Origin of the sequence: Micrococcus sp. HOU01 (assembly GCF_035609305.1) — a bacterium.
GTDB lineage: Bacteria > Actinomycetota > Actinomycetes > Actinomycetales > Micrococcaceae > Micrococcus > Micrococcus luteus.
Genome location: NZ_CP141211.1, coordinates 1382191 through 1404861 on the forward strand (window position 1 = coordinate 1382191; position 22671 = coordinate 1404861).

Consider the following 22671-nt stretch of genomic DNA (forward strand, 5'->3'; position numbering starts at 1 on the left):
GATCGCTAGGTGGTTCCACCGAACGACCCCCTCTGGGGGTTGCCCACAGGGCGTGCCGACCACACCCAACAGGCCGTAGAGTCATGCCCAGCACCGCCGGCCCATCCCCCCTCCGTGGCCCGCGGTGCAGGCCGTCGGCGCAATCCCGTTTCAAGCGCCGGCGGCCGCTTCTGCTTCCTGGCCGCCTCGGTTGACACGCGTTCCTACTAGGGTTGTGCTGTGGCGACCGAAGACCGCACCGACGCAACGGACTACGAGACGTGGCAAGCCGAGCAGATCGAGCTGCAACGCGAGTTCCGAGCGAGCCGCGGCTACCGGTACTTCTACTTCATCCAGCGGTTCCGCGATGCCTTCGAGAACTGGAACGACGAGCACATCGAGCTGGCAGATCTGCTGCACACGTACGAGACAGACCCCCATCTCATTCTTGCCATCACCAAGCGGGACGACCGGGCCGAGAGCGACAGGCTCATCAGAGCCTTGGATCGCAAGATTCTGTCCTGCATGGCCAGCTTCTGGGCGGTCCAAGACCAGATCCCGAAGAGCCTCGGACAGGTTGCGAGCGTCGAAGTCGCGGGGGAGTTCGAGAAGCGGCAGAGTGCCCTGGAAATGGCTCATGAGGTCGTGCCGTTCTTCAAGAGGTTCCGCAACTACGTCCAGCATCATCGGTCAGCCCCCTGGCGTGTGCATATGGGGTGGACCGCAGGCTCACCGTGGGCTGGTCAGATGCGACTCAATCGTGACGTTCTCATCGCATCCAAGAGGTTCAGCGGTGGCGCCAAGCGCTTCCTGGCGTCCCAGGACGACAGCTTCCATTTCCGCCCAGTCCTTCTAGAGTTCGGCGCACGGTGGGCCGAACATGTGCTGTGGTACGACGAGACGGTCCGGCAGCAAGGTGCGCAGGCAATGGCTGAAGCAGACCAACTGCGCCAGGCATGCCGCGCACACTACGCCTCGTACCTGGATAGGCAGCCCGGGGGCCAGGCAGGACAGGCTGTGAGACGATCGCGCACATGGGGACGCTAGGTAAGCCACAAGGCATCTTCCGACTCGACGACTCCGACCACTGGGTGGGCTCGTACATATTGCGTACCGACCTAGCCAAGATCCTGGGGGTCGAGGACAGTGCGCTCGAGGGGCTCGGCTTCACGAACGTCGCTGGTGAAGAGGTAATCGACGAAAACGTGGTTCACAAGGCCCTGGGTCGGGGTGAGATCCCTGGAGCAGTGCCGCCGGAGTGGCGCAAGGTGAGCTTGAACGAGTTCGTCGTGACGGCCGTGGCCCAGCGAGCGTTCCCGTCGTGTGAGATCCAGCGCCAAGTCAGGGTGAGGAACCCACGCACGCGCCGTCCCAACACCGTGGACTTCCAACTCGACGTCGCTGGCCACCCCTCCGTTTTGATCGAATTCGACGGCCCCTCCCACTTCATCCCGCGTTACCGCGGCGACCTGCCCCACCCTCTACAGCGGAAGGAGGAACTGGAGCAGTCCGCGGGTGTCGAGCTGATTGTCTGGCCCTATTGGATGCACGTCTGCACCGCCAGCTTCCGCGCCCTGTTCGAACCCGAGACGCGTGGAGTCGCTGCCTTGTGGAGCACAAACGCCCACTTCGGTGACTTCACCACCCCCGGCGCAGCCGCAATCATCGAGACCATCACAGAGCGTTTTAACGCCGTGGGTGAAGACGGGTACGGCTACCTCTACGAGGCTGACTCCCATGGAGTCCACAAGCCAGCCCATCCGATCGTCCAACAGATTCGCGACGGTCGCGTGGCCCGGGACAGGCTCATACCGAATGGTGCGCAAGACCCGGCGCGATGGCTCCCGACCGCACTACGGTGACTACGATGGCCGCCATGGGCTGCCCGGGAGACCCCATGGCACATGTCCCCTGCCGCACCCGAGAGGATGGACCTCATGACCACCACCGAGTTCCCCACCGAGGCCGCCCGACGTCCCGGCGCCACCTACCGCGCCGTCTCGTCCCACGACGCATCCAGCACCGCCCGTGACGGCCAGCCGGTCTACGAGGTCCGCCGCCTGGAGTCTGCCAACAGCCCCGTCCAAGCCGAGATCCTCTTCGGTGACGGCCAGTGGCAGCTCTGCGACCCTGACCGCGACCTTGTCCCGGCCTTCGTTTTCGACGCGTTCGACAACCACCCCTTCCTCGCGGAGGAGTACGGGGAGGAGTGGAACGGCTGGGACACCCCCGTGGTCACGAAGCACGTCCTTGAGGACATCCTCAGCGCGCTCGAGCTGAACCACCGATGGGACGGCACCCGAGCCGTCATTCAGGTCGAGGACTACGAGGACCGGGTGGAGCCGCGCGAGGACGGCCTCTACGACCTGCGGCAGATAGGTTGGACCGTCCTCCGCGTCGAGCTCTGACGGTGTCGGATCGACTGGTTCACCAGCCGATCCGACACGCCGTCAGCACCACGTCCCACGCCTCGACGGTCCCGCCACGCACGATCTGCGCATGGCGCAGCTCAACTGGACGTACGAGGAGGTTGTGCTCGCCGCCGACCTCGTGGCCCGCAACGACTGGAAGGGTCTTCGGGCGACCGACCCACGGGTGATTGAGCTGTCGGCGTTGCTCCAAGCAGCCACGATCCACCCGGCCGAGGGCCGACCGGCGGCATTCCGCAGTCCAGGCAGCGTCCAGCGCAAGACCTTCGACATCGCCACCCAGCACCCCGACTACACAGGCAAGCCCACCAAGGGTGGACGCAACGAGGCCCTGGTCATCGCCGAGTTCCTCCGGCGTCCGGAGGACATGCACGCTGAGGCCCAGCGCCTGCGTGCAGACCTGACCGCGGTCGAAACATCCCAGGTGCCGGCCGATCCGGACACGGAGGTCCTGGCCGCCTGGGAGGGCACCGCCCGTGCTGGAGCCCACCTGCGGCGGGAGCGCGACCCCAAGCTGCGCGCCGCCAAGATCCGGTCCGTGGTGGCCGCAGGCGGTCAGATCGCGTGCGAGGTCTGCGGCTTCGACTTCGGCGCCACCTACGGCGACGTGGGGAGGGGCTACATCGAGGTCCACCACGTGCGCCCCCTGCATGACTCAGGGCCGGTGCTCACCCGGCTTGAGGACTTGGCCCTGCTCTGCTCGAACTGCCACCGCATGATCCACCGGTCACGGCCGTGGCTCAACCCAAGTGAGTTGGCAGAGCGCTTGGAGCGTTGACAGAGATCCCGGGGGCCCGCGCGGGGCGCCGGCTAGCGTGCTGTGCATGACGCACAGGGCTCTGACGCCACCGGTCGGCACCATCTGCCGCGCGGAGCGCCGTGAAACCACCCCCGAGTCGTGGACGCTCGTCGATCACGTGATCGTGGGCCCGGCCGACGACGCCGAACTTCAGCGCGTCCTGGCGTGGTTCCAGAAGAACGACCACGCCCGCGCGCTTCTGACGGACGCCGTGGTCGACGCAGTTGACCACGTTCTGGACGGGGCCTACACCGGCCGCATGGCGATCACCGATCTGGAGCCGCAGGAGAAGACCCAGATCGGGATCAAGCTCGAGTCGCGCATCCTGGAGGCGCTGGCCCTCCCGAAGGAGGGACCCCTCGACACCACCATCGAGGGTGTCGCAGTCGACATCAAGAACTCGGTCGGGACCAGCTGGATGATCTCCATCGAGGACCAGTGCCGGATTTGCCTCATCATCGGGGTGGACCAGGTCAACGATCGCTTCTCCGCACGCCTGATGCGGACGCACCGCAAGTTCCTCGGCAAGACGACCGCTAAGGGCAACGGCGACAAGAAGCGCGGCATCTCGACCAAGTCCCAGGCTGACTACGCGATCCCGCTGTTCGACCCGGAGTGGACGCCTCTGCCGCGCAACCCCCTACGGGACCTCACCCCGGAACAGCACAAGATCGTCTTCGCGCCAGGCAATGGCCTGAAAGTCAGGGCGACCCACATGTTCAGCTTCCTGCCGGGGGTTGTCATCCCGCGCCGCGCCCTGCTCACCGTGGGCACGCGCCTGCTGGACCCCATGCGGCGCATCCGCCAGGCGAAGGACGCCTTGCTGAAGGAGCACGGACTTGTCCTGCTCAACGGGCAGACGCCGGATCAGCGTGGCAAGGCCAAGAAGTGTGGCTACGAGATCGGACCAGGAGACTGGATCGCGATTCCCGCCCAACTCCTCGACAAGGATGCCCCGGCCTAGTTGTAGCCGACTGGATCACACCACCTTCACGGCCCGAAGCGCCTTCTTGATCTGCTTGCCCACGGCGGCAGCAACCGGCGGCGGGAAGGCGTTGCCGACCTGGCGCCAGCCATGGGTCTTCCCACCAGTGAACTGCCAGTCGGCGGGGAAGCCCTGCACCATGCCGCCCATCTGGACGGTGATGCGCGGCATTCCGACGAACCCGGGCTCCGGCGCGGCGTTGCCGATGGTGCGGCCCTCCACGCCGAGCTTCGCCCAGGCGGCGCGGGCGCGGGTGGGGCCGAGGTCCGGACCACCGTGCTTGTGGGAGCCGCCGACCAGCGTCGGGGCGATCCGGTCAGCACCGTCAGCCCAGGCCTGGGCGCCCTCCCAGCCGTTCGCGGCCATGAGGGGGCCGAGGAGCTGACCCACTGAAGGGGCGGGCTTCTTGTCCGGCTCTGGCCAGGTGAAGTGGTCCGCCCACGGTTGTTTGAGGGCCACCAGGATGACGCGGGGGCGGAGCTGGGAGACCCCGAAGTCCGAGGCGTTCAGCAGACGCCAGGAGGGCACGTAGCCCATCGACTTCAGGCGCTCGTCTACGCCGTCGCGGAAGCCCTGGAACTGCGGGTCCAGGAGGCCGCGGACGTTCTCCAGCATCACCGCACGGGGGCTGATCTCCTCGATCAGGTCCAGGGCACGGGGGAAGAGGTTGCGCTCGTCCGCCTCGCCCAGCTGCTTGCCGGCCTTGGAGAACGGAGGACACGGCACGCCACCTGCGAACAGGTCCACCTGACCGGCGTAGTCTGCGCCGGACCACTTGTTGAGGTCCATCTGGATGGTGTTCCACTGCGGCCGGTTGGTGCGCAGCGTGGTGCAGGCGTTGGCGTCGTACTCGACGCACGCCAGGTGCTTGAAGCCTGCGGTCTCCAGCCCGAGCGCCTGTCCACCAGCGCCCGCGCAGACCTCGATCGAGGTCAGTGCCATATCGTCTCCTCTGCTCGCCTGCGAGCCTACATTATGCCGGCAGGGATCCAAACCATCTCGTAGCGTCACTGCACCCTAGTGTGCTCATAATCGCTGTAATCATGCGGGTGAAGTGAAGCGGAACGCGGCGAGGATCACGAGTCATCGGATCACGAAAAATGCCGGCGGGGGAGTCATCTCACCTCCCAACAGCGGAGCGGGCCGCGGCACGCCGCGACCGGGAAGGACGACGAGCGGAGAGGTCTGTGCCTCACCCACCGCTCTTCGTCACCACCGAGGAGACCACCGTGTCCATCAGCCAGACCGTCACCATCGACTACGGCCACCGCGACCTGCTGCTGCCCGACTTCGTCCTGACCGGGCGGATCACATTCGACCGCGCTCGTCAGCTGCTCGAGCTCCATGACGTCGACGGCGACTCCGAGGTCCTCAACCTGGACGCAACCGCCGAGGGCTACATCTGCTTCCCGGACGAGCTGATCCTCAAGGACTGGTCGGAGCACTCCGGGCTCACGGCCGCCCTCGTCGACGCCGGCATCGTCATGAGGACCGAGACCCTGCGCATCGGCCCCTTCGACTCCCGCGCGTACCGAGTGCTGGTGCTGGACCCGGAGGCGGCTCGATGACCACCAGCACTGAGCCCTGGGCCCGCGTCATCCGTGTGGTTCGAGACGACACCGTCCGCCTGGTCCGCATCGTCACCGCCACCGACCAGGACTACGAGGTCGCCGTGGCCGAGGCAGACGCCGCAGGCGGCTCCGTGGACGCCGTAGCCGCGTACCTGGCCCAGTGGGACCGTGGGAGCGAGGCTGACGACGAGGCGGCCCTGTGGCCCGAGGAGATGCCTACCGCAGCTGAACTCGGACGTCTTCAGCACCAGCTCCACTGCGCCCGCGCCGGTGGCCTCGACTACTGGCTGCTCATCGACCATCAGATCGGCCTCTACGCCCTCTACCGGGCGCCCCTGAACCGCGAGGAGACCACAGCATGACCACGACCGTTGAGACCACGACGACCGAGCCCCAGGTCTTCGTCGGCTGCACCCGTTGCGCGGCTGAGGGCCACCCCGACCGTGGCGTCTGGATGCCGGCCTCGGAGGCCGGCGATGCAATTACGGATGAGGTCCACCGCGGGCGCGTCGTCCGCCTCGAGCCCGGCGTCGACCTCCATGTGGACTCTCTCGCCGTCCTGGAGGTCCGCGGCTTTCCGGTGACGACGCCCATGAGCATCGAGCGGGCCGTCCAGTGGGGCGAGACCTACGAGGAGGTGGGTAAGGCCCAGTCGCCGGCGTTCTGCGCCTGGATCGAGTCTGGTGCCTACGTCGAGGACGGTGATGGCGTGCCGTCGGTGCCTGCCTTCTGGGAGCGGTACTGCGGGGAGTGGGCCGACTTCGAGGACTACGCCGCCGAGCTGGTCGAGGAGACCGGTCTGCAGCGGGACTGGCCGGAGGAGGCTCGCCGCTTCTTCGACCTTGCCCGGTGGGCCAGGGACGAGCGCCAGGGCTACACCGTCGTGGACGCGCCCGACGGGGCGAACGTCGCCCTGCTGCTCGGCTTCACCGCCGTGGCCCTGCGGTCCCTGCGCGTGCACCGCGCCGTGGTGATCGCCGCCGGGCTGGGGCTGCTGGCGGTCTTCGTCGTCGTGGTAGGGCCCGAGCCCTCGGTGCTGCGGGCGGCCGTCATGGGCGCGCTCGGCGCCGTCGCCGTGTTACTCGGCCGCGGGCGCCAGGCCTTCGCGCTCCTGGCGATCGGCGGGACCGCCCTGCTGGTGGCCGTGCCGTCCCTCTCCGTCGAGTCGGCCTTCCACCTCTCCCTCGCGGCCACCGCCGGGATCGTCCTGGCCGGGTCCTGGGGCGACCGCACCCTGCACGGGCCCCTGCGCCGCGTCCTGCCCGACGCCGCGGCCCGCTGGCTGTCGGCGTCACTCGCGGTGACCCTCGCCGCCCACCTGGCGTGCCAGCCGGTCCTGCTGGCGATGACCGGGGAGCTCTCCGCCTACGCCGTCCTGGCCAACCTCGTGGCGGCGCCCGCGGTGGCCCCGGTGACGGTGCTGGGCACCCTCGCCGCCGCCCTCGTGCTGCCGGCCCCCGCCGTGGCGGCCGCGCTCGTGTGGCTCGTCCAGTGGCCCGCGGCCTGGATCGGGGTGGTGGCGCACGCCGCCGCTGGGCTGCCCGGCGCGCTGCGGCCCTGGCCGTCCGGGGCCCTCGGCGTGGGCCTCGGGGCGCTCCTGACCGCCGCCACGCTCGCGGGCTTCGCGGCCGTGCTCGTGCTGGAGCGCCGCCGCCACGCCCGGGTCCGCCGGGTGGGGGCGGGCGCGCCCCTGCCCCCGGAGCGCACGCCCGCGCTGGTGCTGCTCGCCGCCGTGCTCGTCGCGGCGGCCGTGGGCGGCGTGGGCGCGGTCCTCGTGCCCCGGCCGGCCGGCGCGGCCCCGCCGGACTGGGCGGTGGCCTTCTGCGACGTCGGCCAGGGGGACATGGCGGTGTTCCGCTCCGGGCCTCGGGCCGGCGTCGTGGTGGACGTGGGGCCCGAGCCCGAGGCCGCCCGGCGCTGCCTCGAGGACCTCGGGGTGGACCGCGTGGAGGCCGTGCTGCTCGCCCACCTGCACGCCGACCACGCCGGCGGCCTCGCGGGAGTCGCCGACCGGGCCGTACCCGGGGCGGTGCGCTACGCCACCCGGGACGCCGCCGGCGTCGGCCGCTCCGGGGCGACGGCGGGGGAGGCCCCCGGGATCGCCCCGCCCGCCGGGGGCGCCCGGCTCGTCACGGGCGAGCGGGGCGCGGCGGGGCAGGCGCGCTGGGAGGTGCTGCTCGCCGACGCGCGGGCGGCCGAGGAGAACGACGCCTCGGCCCAGCTCCTCGTCACCGTCGACGCCCCGGCCGGTCCGGTGACCACGCTCGTCACGGGGGACATGGAGGAGGAGGCCTCCGGCGTCTGGGCCGCCGGGCGGCGCTCCGACGCGGCCGGGCCGCCGTCCGTGGACGTGCTCAAGGTGGCCCACCACGGCGCCCGCAATGGCGGCACGGCGGTGCCGCGCGCGGTCCGGGCGCGCCTGCACGTCGTCTCGGTCGGCGCGGAGAACACGTACGGGCACCCGCACCCGGCGACCCTGGACGCCCTGCACCGGCTGGGGCCGGTCGCGCGCACGGACCTGCACGGCACGATCGCCCTCGTGGCCGAGGGGCCGGACGGCGCGGCCGGGGCCGGGGAGATCGGCGTGTACACCGTCCGCCCGCCCTCGGCCGTCCGCACCGCGCCCTAGGATGGGGGCATGTCCGCCGCCCGCAGCCCCCGTTCCGGCCGAGCCGGCCGCGTCGACCCCCTGGCCTGGCGGAAGGCCGAGCCCGCCCCGCTCATGCTGCTGAAGGGCCCCGAGGACCACGCCGCCCGCTGGGTCACGGACAAGGTCACCGCCGCGCTGCGCGAGCGCCACGGCGAGCTCGAGGTCCACAGCCTGCGCGCGGGGGAGTACCAGGCCGGCCAGCTGGCCACCGCCGCGAGCCCCTCGCTGTTCGCCGAGCCCACCCTCATCAAGGTGGACGGGCTGGAGTCCATGAACGACGCGTTCCTCGAGGACGCCCTGCGCCTGGTGCAGCAGGGCCCCGGGGCCGACGACGTCACGCTCGTGCTGCGCCACGCCGGCGGCAGCCGGGGCAAGCGGCTGCTGGACGCCGTCGCGAAGGCGGGCACCGTGGTGGACTGCGTGCCGCTGAAGAAGGACGAGGAGCGCCTCGCCTTCGTGCTGGCCGAGTTCCGGGACCGCCGCCGGCGGATCGAGGAGGACGCCGCCCGCTCCCTGCTGCGCGCCACCGGCGCCTCCCTCACCGAGCTGGCCGCGGCGTGCGCCCAGCTCGTGGACGACACCGAGGGCACCGTCACCGCCGCCATGGTGGACACCTACTACGGCGGCCGGGTCGAGGCCACGAGCTTCGCCGTCGCCGATGCCGCCCTGGAGGGACACGCCGCCCGAGCCGTCTCCCTCGTGCGGCACGCGATGGCCACCGGGGTGCACCCCGTGATGGTCACCGCGGCCCTCGCCCTCAAGGCGCGGCAGGTGGCCCGGATGATCGACGCCCACCGCCCGGCGGGAGAGCTGGCGGCGCTGCTGGGCGTCGCCCCTTTCCAGGTGCGCTACATCCAGCAGGCCGCCCGCCACTGGACGCCCGCCGGCATCGCGCAGGCCATGGAGTGGATCGCCCAGGCCGACGCCGAGGCCAAGGGAGCCTCCCGCAACCCCGAGTTCGCCGTCGAGCGCGCGGTCATCCGCGTCGCCACCGCCGTCAGCCGCTGAACGCGACGCGGCCCCCGCTCCGAGCGATCGGAGCGGGGGCCGCGGTCACAGCCGTGCGGCGTGGATCAGCCGAGGAGGGCCTTCACGCGGGCGGCGATGCCGGACTTGCGGTTCGCGGCCTGGTTCTTGTGGATGACGCCCTTGGAGGCGGCCTTGTCCAGCTTGCGGGAGGCGGTGCGCAGGGCGGCGGCGGCGGCCTCGGCCTCGCCGGCGGCGACGGCCTTGTCCACGGCGCGGATGGCGGTCTTCAGCTCGGACTTCACCGCGACGTTGCGCTGGCGCGCCTTCTCGTTGGTGAGGATGCGCTTCTTCTGGGACTTGATGTTAGCCAAATCGGGTCCTTCGTCGTCGGCGGCGCGGACGAGACGTCCGTGCGCCGCATGAACAGGGGGGTCGTGGAGGGTGCCCGGATCCGTGGACTGAGCGGCGTGGGGAACACCGATGATGACCCGTTCCGGGGGTGCCCGTCGACCGGCGGACACAATGCGCACGATCCTACCACCGCGTCGCCGGGCACGCGGTCACCGGGCGGGCCCCGTGTCGGCCGGGAGGGCCGGACCCGTCGCCGCGGGGACGGCGGGGGCAACGGGAGCGCAGCGGGCCAGCGCCCGGATCAGCGGCGCCAGCCCTGGGCGCGGGCCAGCGCGTCGCCGACCCGCTCGAAGGCAGCCGGGGCCAGCACGCCGCCCTCGCGGCGCACCGCGGCGGGGTCCACGCGCAGCACGCGGTCCAGCTTGGCCTCGGACGGGCGGCCGGCGCGGTCCCACGGGCCGGAGCCCACGTCCACGTAGTCCTCGTCGCGCACGCGGGCGTTGTTGCGGTCGCGGCTGGTCAGCATCAGGCCCAGCAGCAGGTCCCCGTCGCGGCCCACGAGCAGCACGGGCCGGTCCTTGCCGCGGCCGTCCATCTCCTCGTACGGCACCCAGGTCCACACGATCTCGCCGGGACCGGCCGCCGGACCGGGCACGGGCGCGTACTCCACGCGGCCCATGCCGGTGAAGTCCGCCAGCAGGGCGCGGCCCTGCGGGTCCGTGGCGCCCGACGCCGGCCGCGTCCGGTCCTGCCCGCCCCGGGGCCGGCCGTCGTGGCCCCGGTCGGGGAAGGGCCAGGAGTCGGTCGGCTCCTTCGGGTCCCACGCGCGGCCGGCGGGGCCGGGAGGACCGGGGAACGGGGCGGCGCCGGAGCCCCGCCCGCCGGCGTCGCCGGTCCAGGAGCGGCGGGCGTCGTCGTCGCGGAGGGAGCCGATCAGGCGGATCGCCCGGCGGCCGAGGGCGAGGGCGCGGTTCAGGTCGAAGGCCATGCAGGGGAATCTAGTGGACGCGCGGGGCCCGCGGCGCCGGGCCGGGCCCCGTCGGGGCCATGAGAGACTAGGCGGTCAGAGTCCTGATCCCTTCACCCGTAGAGGAAGTGCCCGTGTCGCCCCTGGCGTCGAACCCCCCGGTGCCCGCTGCCACCGAGCCCTCGGTGATCCGCAACTTCTGCATCATCGCCCACATCGACCACGGCAAGTCCACGCTGGCCGACCGCATGCTGCAGGCCACCGGCGTGGTGCAGCCGCGGGACATGAAGGCCCAGTACCTGGACCGCATGGACATCGAGCGCGAGCGCGGCATCACCATCAAGTCGCAGGCCGTGCGCATGCCGTGGGAGCTGGACGGCGTGGACTACGCGCTGAACATGATCGACACGCCCGGCCACGTGGACTTCACCTACGAGGTCTCCCGCTCGCTCGCCGCGTGCGAGGGCGCCATCCTCCTCGTGGACGCCGCACAGGGCATCGAGGCGCAGACGCTGGCGAACCTCTACCTCGCCATGGAGCACGAGCTGGAGATCATCCCCGTGCTCAACAAGATCGACCTGCCCGCCGCGGACCCGGACCGCTACGCGGCCGAGCTGGCGACCCTGATCGGCTGCGAGCCCGAGGACGTGCTGCGCGTGTCCGGCAAGACGGGCGTCGGCGTCGAGGACCTGCTGGACCGTGTGGTCCGGTCCATCCCCGCCCCCGAGGGCGAGGCGGACGCCCCGGCGCGCGCCATGATCTTCGACTCGGTGTACGACACCTACCGCGGCGTGGTCACCTACGTCCGCGTGGTGGACGGCCGGCTCTCCCCGCGCGAGAAGATCCGCATGATGTCCACGGGCGCCACCCACGAGCTCCTCGAGATCGGCGTGTCCTCCCCGGAGCCGACGCCCACGAAGGGCCTGGCCGTGGGCGAGGTGGGCTACCTCATCACCGGCGTGAAGGACGTGCGCCAGTCGAAGGTGGGCGACACGGTCACCAATCACGCCAAGCCGGCGGCGGAGGAGCTCGGCGGCTACGAGGACCCCAAGCCGATGGTGTTCTCCGGCCTGTACCCGATCGACGGCTCGGACTACCCCGTGCTGCGTGACGCCCTGGACAAGCTCAAGCTCAACGACGCCGCGCTGGTCTACGAGCCCGAGACCTCCGTGGCGCTCGGCTTCGGCTTCCGCGTGGGCTTCCTGGGCCTGCTGCACCTGGAGATCGTGCGCGAACGCCTCGAGCGCGAGTTCAACCTGGACTTGATCTCCACCGCCCCCAACGTGGTCTACGAGGTCACCCGGGAGGACCGCGAGGTGGTCACCGTGACCAACCCCTCCGAGTTCCCCGAGGGCAAGATCCACGAGGTGCGCGAGCCCATGGCCTCGGCCACGATCATCGTGCCCGCCGAGTTCATCGGTGCCGTCATGGAGCTGTGCCAGGCCAAGCGCGGCAACCTGCGCGGCATGGACTACCTCTCCGAGGAGCGCGTGGAGATCCGCTACTGGATCCCGCTCGCGGAGATCGTGTTCGACTTCTTCGACCAGCTCAAGTCCCGCACCAAGGGCTACGCCTCGCTGGACTGGAAGGCCGACGGCGACCAGGTGGCGGACCTCGTCAAGGTGGACATCCTCCTGCAGGGCGAGCAGGTGGACGCCTTCTCCTCGATCACCCACAAGGACAACGCCTACTCCTACGGCGTGATGATGACGGGCAAGCTCAAGGAGCTCATCCCGCGCCAGCAGTTCGAGGTGCCGATCCAGGCCGCCATCGGCTCGCGCGTCATCGCCCGCGAGAACATCCGCGCGATCCGCAAGGACGTGCTCTCCAAGTGCTACGGCGGCGACATCTCCCGCAAGCGCAAGCTGCTCGAGAAGCAGAAGGAGGGCAAGAAGCGCATGAAGATGGTCGGCCGCGTGGAGGTGCCCCAGGAGGCGTTCATCGCCGCCCTGTCCTCCGACGGCGCCGGCGCCGACTCGGCTGCGAAGAAGTAAGTGCCCGCCCTGCCCCTGGGTGCGCCCGTGCCCGACGACGGCCGGCTGCCGGCCGCCGTCGGCGAGCGGGTGCGCGCGGCCGAGGACGGCGCGGCGCGCACCTTCAGCCTGTACGTCCACGTGCCCTTCTGCACCGTGCGGTGCGGCTACTGCGACTTCAACACGTACACGGCCGTGGACCTCGGCCCCGGCGCCGGCCGCGGCGACTACTGGGAGTCCGCGGTCGCGGAGCTGGACTTCGCCGCGGACGTGCTCGCGTCCTCGGACGTGCCCGCCCGCCCGCTGCACACGGTGTTCTTCGGCGGCGGCACGCCCACGCTCCTGCCGGCCGCGGACCTCGTGCGCATCCTCCAGGCGGCGGTGGACCGGTTCGGGATCGCGCCCGGCGCGGAGGTCACCACCGAGGCCAACCCGGACACCATCACTCCGGAGTACGCCCGTGAGCTCGCGGCCGGCGGCTTCACCCGCCTCTCCCTGGGCATGCAGTCCGCGGTGCCGCACGTGCTCGCCACGCTCGAGCGCACCCATCGGCCCGAGTCCGTCCCCGCCGCCGTCGCCGCGGCCCGCGAGGCCGGCCTGGAGGTGTCCCTGGACCTGATCTACGGGACCGCGGGAGAGTCCCTCGCCGACTGGCGGGCCACGCTCGAGGCCGCCGTCGCCCTGGCCCCGGACCACGTGAGCGCGTACTCGCTGATCGTGGAGGAGGGCACCAAGCTCGGGGCCCAGGTGGCCCGCGGCGAGGTGGCGGACGTGGACCCCGACGACCAGGCGGACAAGTACCTGCTCGCCGAGGAGCTGCTCGGCGCCGCCGGCTACCGCTGGTACGAGGTGTCCAACTGGGCGCGCGACCCGCAGGGCTCCGGGGTCCACCGCGCGCGGCACAACGTGGCGTACTGGGAGGACCAGGACTGGTGGGGGATCGGCCCGGGAGCGCACTCGCACCTCGCCGGCGTCCGGTTCTGGAACGCCAAGCACCCCGCCGCCTACGCGCAACGGCTGGCCACGGGGGTCACCCCCGCCGTCGGCCGCGAGCGGCCCGACGCCGACGCGCGGCGACTCGAGCGCATCATGCTCGCGGTGCGCACGGTGGACGGGCTCCCGACCGCGGAGCTCGTCTCGGAGACGCCGGGGGAGGCCGCGCGGATCCGCGGGGCGATCGCCGAACTCATCGCCGCGGGCCTGCTGGACGGGCGTGCCGCCGTCGACGGGCGCATCATCCCCACGCTCGAGGGGCGGCTGCGCAACGACGCGATCGTCCGGGCGCTGGCCGGCTTCTGACCGGCCGGCCCCGGGTCAGCGCAGGATGCGCAGGTTGAACGGGTACCGGAACGGACGGCCCTTGGACACGTGCGAGGCGCCCATCACGCCGTAGACCGCCATGGCGGCCCACGTGAGCGCGCCGAGGATCGCGAAGATCGGGCCGACCACCGGCAGCAGGGACAGGAAGAAGAACAGGAGCGTGATGAGCGTGGGCGGCCCGGAGAAGTTCAGGGCCTCGCGCGACTCCTGCGAGGTGAACGGGCCGCGGTCGCGGTAGAGCAGCCACACGACCAGCGGGCCGAGCACGCCGAACGCCAGACTGAGGTGGGCCAGCGCCGCGCGGTCACGGTCCTGCTTCGCCGTGAGCGGGGCGCCGCGGCCGCCGGCCGAGACGAGCCAGGCGGGCGGGCCGTGGCCGGTGCGGCCGGCGTCGGGCTGCGCGCGGGTGTTCACGAGGGGCTCCTCCTGGATCGCGGGACCCGCGCGCCGGGGACCGGGCGCAGGGCATGGGCCAGCATAGCGCGGGCGGGCGGGGGCCGCGCCGAGATCAGTGCTCGGGTGCTGCGGTGAGGAAGTCGATGAGCTCCTCCACGCGGCCCAGCAGGGACGGCTCGAGGTCCGCGTACGTGGTGACGTGGGAGAGCAGCCGCTTCCACCCCAGCCCCGTGGCCTCCTTGCTCCCGTGCGGCCAGCCCAGTCCCCGCAGGATCCCCGTCTTCCAGTCCTGCCCCTTCGGCACGACGGGCCACGCGGGGATGCCGAGGACGGAGGGCTTGATGACCTGCCAGACGTCCACGTAGGGGTGGCCGAGGATGAGCACGTTGCCCGCGGCCCCCGGCACGCGCATGGCCTCGGCCGCGAGGCGCTCCTCCTTGGACCCGGTGACGAGGTGGTCCACGAGGATCCCGAGCCGGCGCCGCGGGCCGGGGGCGAACGTGCGGATCGCCCCGGCGAGGTCGTCCACGCCGTGCAGGGGCTCCACGACGATGCCCTCGAGGCGCAGGTCCTCGCCCCACACCTTCTCCACCAGCTCGGCGTCGTGCACGCCCTCCACCCAGATGCGTGAGGCGCGGGCGGTGCGGGCGCGCGCCCCCTCGACCCGTCGCGAGCCGGAGGCGGTGCGGGCCGGCGCCGCCGGGGCCGCGGCGGTCGGGGGGACCAGGGTCACGGGCTCGCCGTCGATCCAGAAGCCGCCGCCGAGGGGGAAGCCGCGGCGCACGCCGCGGTGGTCCTCCAGGACCACCACGTGCACGCCGCCGGAGCGCTCGATGCCGATCACGGCCCCGGTGAACCCGGAGGCCACGTCCTCGACCACCGTGCCGGGGGCGGCGGGCACATCGGGGACGGTCCGGGCGGGGCGGCGCGTCAGGTCGTCGTGGCCCGCGGGGCCCCAGCTGCTCCAGTCCATGGGAGAGCACGGTAGCAACGGGGCCGGGCGATCACCGTGAGCGAAGCCGTGCGGACCGGTCGGGTGGTCCACCCGGGTCGGACGGTAGCATTGGCACTTGACCCGCCGGAGTGCCAGTCAGGGGCACCTCCGGGGTCGCCCCGGATCCCGACGGACCAGAGGAGGACCGAGATGTCGGAGCAGCCCCGCCGCCTGCAGGTGCTCCAGGCGATCGTGGAGGACTACGTGGCGCTGCGCGAGCCCGTGGGCTCCAAGGCGCTCGTGGAACGGCACGCCCTGGGCGTGTCCTCCGCGACCGTGCGCAACGACATGGCGGCGCTCGAGGAGGAGGGCCTCATCGTGGCCCCGCACACCTCCGCCGGGCGCGTCCCCACGGACAAGGGCTACCGCGTGTTCGTCGACCGCCTCTCCGAGGTGAAGCCGCTGTCCCCGGCCGAGCGCCGGGCCGTGAGCACCCTGCTGGACCCGGAGACGGACACCGAGCACATGATGGAGTCCACGGTGCGCCTCCTGGCCCAGCTGACCCAGCAGGTCGCCGTCGCGCAGTTCCCCCACGAGGACGGCTCCACGATCCGCCACCTCGAACTGGTCTCCCTCACGCCCACGCGCCTGCTCGTGGTCCTCATCCTGTCCACGGGACGGGTGGACCAGCGGCACGCCGTCCTGGACCGGCCGGTCGACGAGGCGGAGCTGTCCGTGCTCCGCGGCCTCCTGCTGGACGCCCTGCTGGGGCTCGGTCCGGTGCAGGCGGCCGCCGTGATGGACGACGTCGTCACCCGGGTCCGCCCGGAGCACCGGCCGGCCGCGGCCCTCGTGGCCGCGGCCGTCCAGGACCTGCTCGAGGCCGGCCGGCAGGACCGCATCGTCCTGGCCGGCACCGCCAACCTGGCCCGCTCCCCGGGGGACTTCGGCGCGTCCATCGGGCCGATCCTGGAGGCGCTCGAGGAGCAGGTGGTGCTGCTGCGCCTGCTCACGGAGATGGAGCAGGACGCCCACGGGGTGTCCGTGCGGATCGGCTCCGAGAACGCCGGATCGCTCGCGGACACCTCGGTGGTCGCGGCCGCCTACGGCCCCGGCGCCGTGGCGAAGCTCGGCGTCATCGGTCCGACCCGGATGGACTATCCGGGCACCATGGCCGCCGTCCGGGCGATCGCCCGCTATCTCTCCCGCATCCTGACCACCTGACGTGCCTCCGCGCGTCCTGGCGGGCCCCGTCCCGCACCGCCCCACGTCCCGCTCGCCCCGAGAGGAATCCCCACCGTGACCGACCACTACGAGACGCTCGGCGTCAGCCGTGACGCCAGCACCGAGGAGATCCGCCGCGCCTACCGCAAGCTCGCGCGCACCCACCACCCGGACGTCAACCCCGACCCGGAGGCGGCCGAGCAGTTCAAGCGCATCTCCCACGCCTATGAGGTGCTCTCGGACGAGGACCGGCGTCGGGCCTACGACACGACGGGCAATGAGAACGGCCAGGCCGGCTTCCCGGGCGGCTTCGGTGGGGCGGGCGGCTTCGGGGGCTTCGCCGACATCTTCGAGACCTTCATGAACGCGGCCGGCCAGGGCGGCCGCGGTGGCCCCGCCAGCCGCGCCCGCCGCGGCCAGGACGCGCTGGTGATCGCGCGGATCGACCTGCGCGACGCGGTCTTCGGCGGCGAGCAGACCATTGAGCTGGACACGGCCGTGCGCTGCGAGCGGTGCGGGGGCTCGTGCTGCGAGCCCGGCACCCAGCCGGAGACCTGCCAGACCTGTCAGGGCCACGGCATGATCCAGCGCCCCGTGCGGTCGCTGCTGGGCACCGTCATGGCCACCGAGGCCTGCCCCGCCTGCCAGGGGTTCGGCACCGTCATCCCGACGCCCTGCCACGAGTGCGACGGGCAGGGCCGCGTCCGCACCCGGACGTCGCTGACCCTGCGCATCCCCGCGGGCGTGGACGACGGCACCCGCATCCACCTCGCCGGCCGCGGCGAGGCCGGCCCGGGCGGCGGCCCGAACGGCGACCTCTACGTGGAGATCGCGGTCCGCCCGGACGAGACCTTCCGCCGCGAGGGCGACCACCTGGCCACCACCGTGACCGTCCCCATGGCGGCCGCGGCCCTAGGCACCACCGTCACGCTGGACACCCTGGACGGCAAGCAGTCCGTCAGCCTGGACCCGGGTGTGCAGTCCGGCCACGTCGAGGTCCTCCACGGCCTGGGCGTCGGCCGCCTGCGCGGGCAGGGCCGTGGTGACCTCAAGGTGGACGTGGTGGTCACCACGCCCACCGACCTGGACGACGAGCAGCGCCAGCTCCTGGAGCGCCTGGCCGAGGTGCGCGGCGAGGAGGTCGTGCACGGCGCACCCCAGGCCAGGGGCATGTTCGCCCGGCTGCGGGAGAACCTGAGGAACCTGTGACCGCCCCCCTGTTCCACCTCGAGCCGGGCGCCCTGGCCGGCGCGAGCGCGGGCGTGGAGGTTGTCTTCGGCGGCCCCGAGGCCCGCCACGCCGCCGCGGCCATGCGCCTGGCCCCCGGGGAGGCCGTGCTCCTGGCCGACGGGTCGGGCACGCTCGGCCACGGCACCGTGCTCGCGGCCGCCCCGGACGGGGTGTCCGTGCGGCTGGTCGCGGTGGCGGAGGAGCCGGCGCCCACCCCGGCGCTCGTGCTCGTCCAGGCCCTCGCCAAGGGCGACCGGGACCTCATGGCGGTCCAGGCCGCCGTCGAGCTCGGCGTGGACGCCGTGGTGCCCTGGGAGGCGGAGCGCTCGATCGTCCGCTGGAAGGGGCCCAAGGCCGCCAAGGCCCGCCAGAAGTGGGCGGACACGGCCCGCGCGGCCGCCAAGCAGGCGCGTCGCGCCCGGGTGCCCGCGGTCCGAGACCACGTCTCCGGGACGGCGGTCGCCGGGCTGGCCCGGGACGACGACGGCGGCCGGCTCGTCCTCGTGCTGCACGAGGACGCGGAGCACGGGGTGTCCGCGGTGCCCGCGGAGCGACTCTCCGCGGCCGCCGAGATCGCCGTCGTCGTGGGCCCCGAGGGCGGGATCGGCCCGGCCGAGCTCGAGGCCTGCGTGGCCGCGGGGGCCGTGCCGGTGCGGCTCGGCCCGCACGTGCTGCGCGCCTCCACGGCCGGCCCCGCCGCCCTCGCCGTGCTCCAGCACCGGCTCGGCCGCTGGTGAGCCCCGGCAGGACGGCGCGCCGACGCCTAGACTGGTCGGGATGTCCCGCCCCCGCGACCCCGAGGTGATCCGCCCCATCGTGACCGTGCCCCCCACGACCCCGACCCCGCCCGCCACCGCGCACGAGGGGGTCGCGTTCGAGTCCGCCGACCTCATGGTCCGCACGCTCGGACCGCAGGACGCCCTGCTGCGGATCCTCGGCGGCGTGTTCCCCACCGTGGACGTCACGGTCCGCGACCAGCGGCTGGACCTGGCCGGGCCGGTGGCCGAGGTGGCCACGGTGCGGCGCGTCGTCGAGGACCTGCGCTCGATCGCCCGCCGCGACCAGGCCGTCACCCCCGAGGTGATGGGCCAGGTCGTCCACCACGTCCGCGACGCCGCCACCGGGCGCGGCGCGGGTCAGCTGCACCTGGACTCGATCCTCTCGGGCCGGGGCCGCCGCATCCGCGCGAAGACCCTGCACCAGCAGGACTACGTGGAGGCGATCGACCGCTCCACCGTCGTCTTCGGCATCGGCCCGGCCGGCACCGGCAAGACCTACCTGGCGATGGCCAAGGCGGTGCAGGCGCTGCAGGCCAAGGAGGTCAACCGGATCATCCTCACCCGCCCGGCCGTCGAGGCCGGCGAACGGCTCGGCTTCCTGCCCGGCGGGCTCTCCGAGAAGATCGACCCGTACCTGCGCCCCCTGTACGACGCGCTGCACGACATGATCGAGCCCGAGTCGATCCCGCGGCTGATGGAGGCCGGGACCATCGAGGTCGCCCCGCTGGCGTACATGCGCGGCCGCACCCTGAACGACGCGTTCGTGATCCTCGACGAGGCCCAGAACACCACCGGCGAGCAGATGAAGATGTTCCTGACCCGCCTCGGCTTCGGTGCGCGCATGGTCGTCACGGGCGACACCTCGCAGGTGGACCTGCCGCGCGGCACCCAGTCCGGCCTGGCCCAGGCCGTCGAGGTGCTCGAGGGGATCGAGGGACTGGAGATGGTCCGCTTCGACTCCTCGGACGTGGTCCGGCACTCGCTGGTGAGCGCCATCGTGGACGCCTACGACGCCGCCCGCGGCCCCGCGGAGCGGTCCCAGAAGCGAGGAGGGGCCCGCCGTGGCCGTTGAGATCCTGAACGAGTCGGGGATCGAGGTCCCCGAGGACGCGCTGCTGCGCATGGCCCGGCACGTCTACGCGCGCCTGCACGTCCACGAGCGCGCCGAGACGGCCGTGACCGTCGTGGACGCCGCGCGCATGGCCGAGCTGCACGAGGAGTGGATGGACCTGCCCGGGCCCACCGACGTGATGAGCCTGCCCATGGACGAGCTGACCCCCGGCTCGCCCGAGGCGCCGGCCGAGGGCGTGCTGGGCGACGTCGTGCTCTGCCCCGAGGTCGCCGCCGAGCAGGCGGCGCGCGGCGGGCACTCCCGTGACGACGAGCTGCTCCTGCTGCTCACCCACGGCATGCTCCACCTGCTCGGGTACGACCACGTCGAGGACGCCGAGCGCGAGGAGATGTTCACGCTCCAGGATCGGCTCGTCTCCGAGGTCCTCGGCCGGCCCGCCCCGGCCCCCACCGTCGAGGATTGAGGGCACCGCCCATGCTGACACCCGCCGTCCTCTTCGCCCTCTTCCTGGTCTTCCTCGGCCTGACCTGGACGCTGTCCCTGGCCGAGTCCGCGTTCTCCTACCTCTCCCGGCGGGCTGCGGAGGACATCGTCCGCGAGCAGCCCGGCTCCAAGGTCCTGGAGATCGCCCGCGAGCGGGAGAGCCACCTCGGGGCCCTGCGGGTCTGGCGCTTCGTGGCCGAGGCCCTGTCCGCCGTCTGCCTGACCGCGGCCGCCGACGCGGTGGTGGACGACACGTGGCTCGCCGTGGCGATCGCCGCGGTCGTGCTCGTGGGCGTGGCCGCCCTGCTGGGCGTCTGGAGCCCGCGGCCGATCGGCTCCCGCAACGAGGCCGCCGTCGCCCGCCGCCTGGGCGGGCTCGTGTGGGTGCTCCGCCGGGCCCTGGGCCCGCTCGCCGCCCGACTGGACCGGGACCGGCGCCGTCGCGAGGTCGAGCCGGAGGACGAGGACGACTTCCAGGAGCGCCACCTGCGTGAGTTCGTCGCCCGCGCCCACGACGCGGATGTGCTCGCGGACTCCGAGGCGGAGCTGATCCAGTCGGTGTTCTCCATGAACGACACCATCGTCCGCTCCGTCATGGTGCCGCGCACCGACGTCGTCACCATCGACGCCGACCACACGCTCGGCCAGGCGATGGCCCTGTTCCTGCGCTCCGGCAACTCCCGCATCCCGGTGATCGGCGAGGACGCCGACGACATCCGGGGCATGCTGCACCTCAAGGACGTCGCCCGCGCCCTGCACCACGACGGCGCTGCGACTGACACCCCCGTCACCGAGGTCATGCGCGACGTCCGCTTCGTCCCCGAGTCGAAGTCCGTGGCGACCCTCCTGCAGGAGCTGCAGCGCGAGTCCACCCACGTGGCCGTGGTGGTGGACGAGTACGGCGGCACGGCGGGGCTCGTGACCCTCGAGGACCTCATCGAGGAGATCGTCGGCGAGATCTACGACGAGGACGACCGCCCGGACCGCCCCGAGGTGGAGTTCGTCGCGCCCGGCGTCTACTCCGTCGACGCGCGCATGGGCATCCACGACTTCCGGGAGGAGTTCGAGCTGCCGGAGGAGGACGAGGACGACGACGTCGACACGGTCGGCGGCCTGCTCGCCAAGGAGCTCGGCCGCGTCCCGATCCAGGGCTCGCGCGTCGTGGTCCAGGGGATCGAGCTCGTCGCGGACACCCTCGAGCCCCGCCGCAACCGGGTCGCGCGCCTGCGCGTCTCCGAGACCCCCGACCGCCCGGTGCGGCTGCGCCGGCGCGAGGAGCGGGCCCACGGCGCCGAGCCCGCCGACCCCGTGGCCTGAGCCGGCCGCCCCACCCCACTCCCCGCCTGACAAGGATGACCCCATGACCGATCTCGTCGATCCGGCCCGCGCCGCGGACGGCTTCCGTTCCGGCTTCGTCTCGCTCGTGGGCCGGCCGAACGCCGGCAAGTCCACGCTCACCAACGCGCTGGTGGGGGAGAAGGTGGCGATCACCTCCTCCAAGCCCCAGACCACGCGCCACACCATCCGCGGAATCGTCCACCGCGAGGACTTCCAGCTCGTGCTCGTGGACACGCCGGGCCTGCACCGGCCCCGCACCCTGCTCGGCGAGCGCCTCAACGACCTCGTGGCGGAGACGCTCAACGAGGTCGACGCCGTGGGCATGTGCCTGCCGGCCGACGAGGCGATCGGTCCCGGCGACCGGTTCATCGCCCAGCAGCTCTCCTACCTGCACCGCACCCCGGTGGTCGCCGTGGTGACGAAGACGGACAAGGTGGGCCCGGAGCAGCTCATGGCGCAGCTCGTGGCCGTGACCGCGCTGGGCGACGAGGTCCTCGGGCCGGAGAACGGCGGGGAGGGCTTCGCGGCCGTCGTGCCGGTCTCGGCGGTGGCCGGCCGCCAGGTCGACGACGTCCTGGGCGTCTTCGCGGGCCTGCTGCCGGCCGGGCCGCCCCTGTATCCCGACGGCGAGCTCACGGACGAGCCGGAGGCGATCATGGTCGCCGAGCTCATCCGGGAGGCGGCCCTGGAGGGCGTGCGCGACGAGCTGCCGCACTCGGTGGCCGTGGTGGTCGAGGAGATGTCCCTGCGCGAGGACCGCCCCGCGGATCGGCCCCTCATGGACGTGTGGGCGAACGTCTTCGTCGAGCGGGACAGCCAGAAGGGCATCATCATCGGCAAGGGCGGCTCCCGGCTGCGTGAGATCGGCGCGCAGGCGCGGGCGGGCATCGAGCGCATGCTCGGCACCAAGGTGCACCTGGACCTGCGGGTCAAGGTCGCCAAGGAGTGGCAGCGCGACCCCAAACAGCTCGGCCGACTCGGCTTCTGAGCCGGAGGCCCCGGCCCGGGCGCGCATGCGCCGGAGCGGGCCGCCGTCGTCGTGCGTCACACGGGGACGGCCTCCTGTGGCCCGGCCCACCTCGGTGCTAGGGTCGGGGGCATGTCCCTCCGCCTCGCGACGACAGCGCCGGCCACGGCCCGCCTGCTACTTCCCGGCCGCACGGGGTCCCCGTGCCAGGCCGTGATCCACGCCGCCTGAGCGCACGCGGAGGCAGGACGCCTC

23 protein-coding genes are annotated in these 22671 nt (G+C 72.5%); 18 read left to right on the top strand and 5 right to left on the bottom strand.

Annotation, left to right across the window (positions count from 1 at the left end; genetic code table 11):
• Positions 1-219 precede the first annotated feature (219 nt).
• The 5 genes from SOY78_RS06315 (at position 220) to SOY78_RS06335 (ending at position 4171) form a co-directional block, all read left to right on the top strand.
• Complete coding sequence (locus tag SOY78_RS06315; protein ID WP_324701306.1) at positions 220-1026, top strand: hypothetical protein; 807 nt, start codon at positions 220-222, stop codon at positions 1024-1026.
• Positions 1014-1841: a hypothetical protein gene (locus tag SOY78_RS06320; RefSeq protein ID WP_324701307.1), complete on the top strand. Its 828-nt coding sequence runs from the start codon at positions 1014-1016 to the stop codon at positions 1839-1841. Before SOY78_RS06315 ends, SOY78_RS06320 begins: the two co-directional genes overlap by 13 nt.
• 75 nt (positions 1842-1916) lie before the next feature.
• Positions 1917-2387 (top strand): hypothetical protein, encoded by a 471-nt coding sequence (locus SOY78_RS06325; protein WP_324701308.1) that lies wholly within the window; start codon positions 1917-1919, stop codon positions 2385-2387.
• A gap of 91 nt (positions 2388-2478) precedes the next feature.
• Positions 2479-3186 (top strand): HNH endonuclease, encoded by a 708-nt coding sequence (locus SOY78_RS06330; protein WP_324701309.1) that lies wholly within the window; start codon positions 2479-2481, stop codon positions 3184-3186.
• A gap of 46 nt (positions 3187-3232) precedes the next feature.
• Positions 3233-4171 carry a NaeI family type II restriction endonuclease gene (locus SOY78_RS06335; protein WP_324701310.1) on the top strand — a complete coding sequence of 313 codons (939 nt, stop codon included), beginning with the start codon at positions 3233-3235 and terminating at the stop codon, positions 4169-4171.
• A 15-nt stretch (positions 4172-4186) separates the two neighbouring features.
• Here the strand turns inward: SOY78_RS06335 and SOY78_RS06340 are convergent, their stop codons facing one another.
• Positions 4187-5134: a DNA cytosine methyltransferase gene (locus SOY78_RS06340; RefSeq protein WP_324701311.1), complete on the bottom strand. Its 948-nt coding sequence runs from the start codon at positions 5132-5134 to the stop codon at positions 4187-4189.
• A gap of 287 nt (positions 5135-5421) precedes the next feature.
• Between SOY78_RS06340 and SOY78_RS06345 the strand changes: the two genes are divergently transcribed.
• Genes SOY78_RS06345 through holA form a run of 4 tightly spaced genes read left to right on the top strand, consistent with a single transcriptional unit; the run spans position 5422 to position 9421 of the window.
• The gene (locus tag SOY78_RS06345; protein ID WP_324701312.1) at positions 5422-5760 is read left to right on the top strand and encodes a hypothetical protein; all 339 of its coding nucleotides are present in this window, start codon (positions 5422-5424) and stop codon (positions 5758-5760) included.
• On the top strand, positions 5757-6125 hold the full coding sequence (locus SOY78_RS06350; RefSeq protein WP_324701313.1) for a hypothetical protein: 369 nt from the start codon (positions 5757-5759) through the stop codon (positions 6123-6125). Before SOY78_RS06345 ends, SOY78_RS06350 begins: the two co-directional genes overlap by 4 nt.
• A complete protein-coding gene (locus SOY78_RS06355; RefSeq protein ID WP_324701314.1) occupies positions 6122-8392 on the top strand; it encodes a ComEC/Rec2 family competence protein in 2271 nt (756 codons plus the stop codon). Before SOY78_RS06350 ends, SOY78_RS06355 begins: the two co-directional genes overlap by 4 nt.
• 9 nt (positions 8393-8401) lie before the next feature.
• A complete protein-coding gene (gene holA / locus SOY78_RS06360; protein WP_017489172.1) occupies positions 8402-9421 on the top strand; it encodes a DNA polymerase III subunit delta in 1020 nt (339 codons plus the stop codon).
• Positions 9422-9486: 65 nt separating this feature from the next.
• On the opposite strand, the gene rpsT is transcribed toward holA, so the two are convergent.
• Both rpsT and SOY78_RS06370 read right to left on the bottom strand, forming a co-directional pair.
• Positions 9487-9753, bottom strand: coding sequence for a 30S ribosomal protein S20 (gene rpsT, locus SOY78_RS06365; protein ID WP_002854699.1), 267 nt, complete (start codon positions 9751-9753; stop codon positions 9487-9489).
• Between the two features lie 281 nt (positions 9754-10034).
• Positions 10035-10721 carry a type II toxin-antitoxin system PemK/MazF family toxin gene (locus SOY78_RS06370; protein WP_324701315.1) on the bottom strand — a complete coding sequence of 229 codons (687 nt, stop codon included), beginning with the start codon at positions 10719-10721 and terminating at the stop codon, positions 10035-10037.
• 113 nt (positions 10722-10834) lie between these two features.
• On the opposite strand from SOY78_RS06370, the gene lepA reads away from it, so the two are divergent.
• Both lepA and hemW read left to right on the top strand, forming a co-directional pair.
• Positions 10835-12694: a translation elongation factor 4 gene (lepA, locus tag SOY78_RS06375; RefSeq protein ID WP_017489171.1), complete on the top strand. Its 1860-nt coding sequence runs from the start codon at positions 10835-10837 to the stop codon at positions 12692-12694.
• The gene (gene hemW / locus SOY78_RS06380) at positions 12695-13972 is read left to right on the top strand and encodes a radical SAM family heme chaperone HemW (protein ID WP_324701316.1); all 1278 of its coding nucleotides are present in this window, start codon (positions 12695-12697) and stop codon (positions 13970-13972) included. It abuts the gene before it with no gap.
• 15 nt (positions 13973-13987) lie between these two features.
• On the opposite strand, the gene SOY78_RS06385 is transcribed toward hemW, so the two are convergent.
• A complete protein-coding gene (locus tag SOY78_RS06385) occupies positions 13988-14407 on the bottom strand; it encodes a DUF4870 domain-containing protein (RefSeq protein ID WP_002854682.1) in 420 nt (139 codons plus the stop codon).
• A gap of 94 nt (positions 14408-14501) precedes the next feature.
• A complete protein-coding gene (locus SOY78_RS06390) occupies positions 14502-15362 on the bottom strand; it encodes a DUF3097 family protein (RefSeq protein WP_036336568.1) in 861 nt (286 codons plus the stop codon).
• A gap of 171 nt (positions 15363-15533) precedes the next feature.
• On the opposite strand from SOY78_RS06390, the gene hrcA reads away from it, so the two are divergent.
• The 7 genes from hrcA to era all read left to right on the top strand — a co-directional run bounded on the left by hrcA (position 15534) and on the right by era (position 22437).
• Positions 15534-16547: a heat-inducible transcriptional repressor HrcA gene (gene hrcA / locus SOY78_RS06395; RefSeq protein ID WP_036336566.1), complete on the top strand. Its 1014-nt coding sequence runs from the start codon at positions 15534-15536 to the stop codon at positions 16545-16547.
• 75 nt (positions 16548-16622) lie between these two features.
• Positions 16623-17756 carry a molecular chaperone DnaJ gene (dnaJ, locus tag SOY78_RS06400; RefSeq protein WP_248086575.1) on the top strand — a complete coding sequence of 378 codons (1134 nt, stop codon included), beginning with the start codon at positions 16623-16625 and terminating at the stop codon, positions 17754-17756.
• Positions 17753-18514, top strand: coding sequence for a 16S rRNA (uracil(1498)-N(3))-methyltransferase (locus SOY78_RS06405; protein WP_248086574.1), 762 nt, complete (start codon positions 17753-17755; stop codon positions 18512-18514). Before dnaJ ends, SOY78_RS06405 begins: the two co-directional genes overlap by 4 nt.
• 40 nt (positions 18515-18554) lie before the next feature.
• Positions 18555-19628 (top strand): PhoH family protein, encoded by a 1074-nt coding sequence (locus tag SOY78_RS06410; protein WP_036336560.1) that lies wholly within the window; start codon positions 18555-18557, stop codon positions 19626-19628.
• Positions 19618-20091, top strand: coding sequence for an rRNA maturation RNase YbeY (ybeY, locus tag SOY78_RS06415; protein ID WP_010078622.1), 474 nt, complete (start codon positions 19618-19620; stop codon positions 20089-20091). The genes SOY78_RS06410 and ybeY overlap by 11 nt, the downstream gene beginning before the upstream one ends.
• A gap of 11 nt (positions 20092-20102) precedes the next feature.
• Entirely contained in the window at positions 20103-21428 is a 1326-nt protein-coding gene (locus tag SOY78_RS06420) for a hemolysin family protein (RefSeq protein ID WP_217564757.1), read from the top strand.
• Positions 21429-21471: 43 nt separating this feature from the next.
• Positions 21472-22437 carry a GTPase Era gene (gene era / locus SOY78_RS06425; protein WP_036384707.1) on the top strand — a complete coding sequence of 322 codons (966 nt, stop codon included), beginning with the start codon at positions 21472-21474 and terminating at the stop codon, positions 22435-22437.
• Positions 22438-22671: the final 234 nt, after the last annotated feature.

Coding starts and splice junctions, on each gene's coding strand:
- era (WP_036384707.1), top strand. CDS start 21,472: ATGACCGATCTCGTCGATCCGGCCCGCGCCGCGGACGGCTTCCGTTCC.
- SOY78_RS06340 (WP_324701311.1), bottom strand. CDS start 5,134: ATGGCACTGACCTCGATCGAGGTCTGCGCGGGCGCTGGTGGACAGGCG.
- hrcA (WP_036336566.1), top strand. CDS start 15,534: ATGTCGGAGCAGCCCCGCCGCCTGCAGGTGCTCCAGGCGATCGTGGAG.
- SOY78_RS06350 (WP_324701313.1), top strand. CDS start 5,757: ATGACCACCAGCACTGAGCCCTGGGCCCGCGTCATCCGTGTGGTTCGA.
- SOY78_RS06330 (WP_324701309.1), top strand. CDS start 2,479: ATGGCGCAGCTCAACTGGACGTACGAGGAGGTTGTGCTCGCCGCCGAC.
- SOY78_RS06325 (WP_324701308.1), top strand. CDS start 1,917: ATGACCACCACCGAGTTCCCCACCGAGGCCGCCCGACGTCCCGGCGCC.
- SOY78_RS06355 (WP_324701314.1), top strand. CDS start 6,122: ATGACCACGACCGTTGAGACCACGACGACCGAGCCCCAGGTCTTCGTC.
- SOY78_RS06320 (WP_324701307.1), top strand. CDS start 1,014: ATGGGGACGCTAGGTAAGCCACAAGGCATCTTCCGACTCGACGACTCC.
- SOY78_RS06420 (WP_217564757.1), top strand. CDS start 20,103: ATGCTGACACCCGCCGTCCTCTTCGCCCTCTTCCTGGTCTTCCTCGGC.
- holA (WP_017489172.1), top strand. CDS start 8,402: ATGTCCGCCGCCCGCAGCCCCCGTTCCGGCCGAGCCGGCCGCGTCGAC.
- SOY78_RS06390 (WP_036336568.1), bottom strand. CDS start 15,362: ATGGACTGGAGCAGCTGGGGCCCCGCGGGCCACGACGACCTGACGCGC.
- SOY78_RS06410 (WP_036336560.1), top strand. CDS start 18,555: ATGTCCCGCCCCCGCGACCCCGAGGTGATCCGCCCCATCGTGACCGTG.
- SOY78_RS06370 (WP_324701315.1), bottom strand. CDS start 10,721: ATGGCCTTCGACCTGAACCGCGCCCTCGCCCTCGGCCGCCGGGCGATC.
- SOY78_RS06335 (WP_324701310.1), top strand. CDS start 3,233: ATGACGCACAGGGCTCTGACGCCACCGGTCGGCACCATCTGCCGCGCG.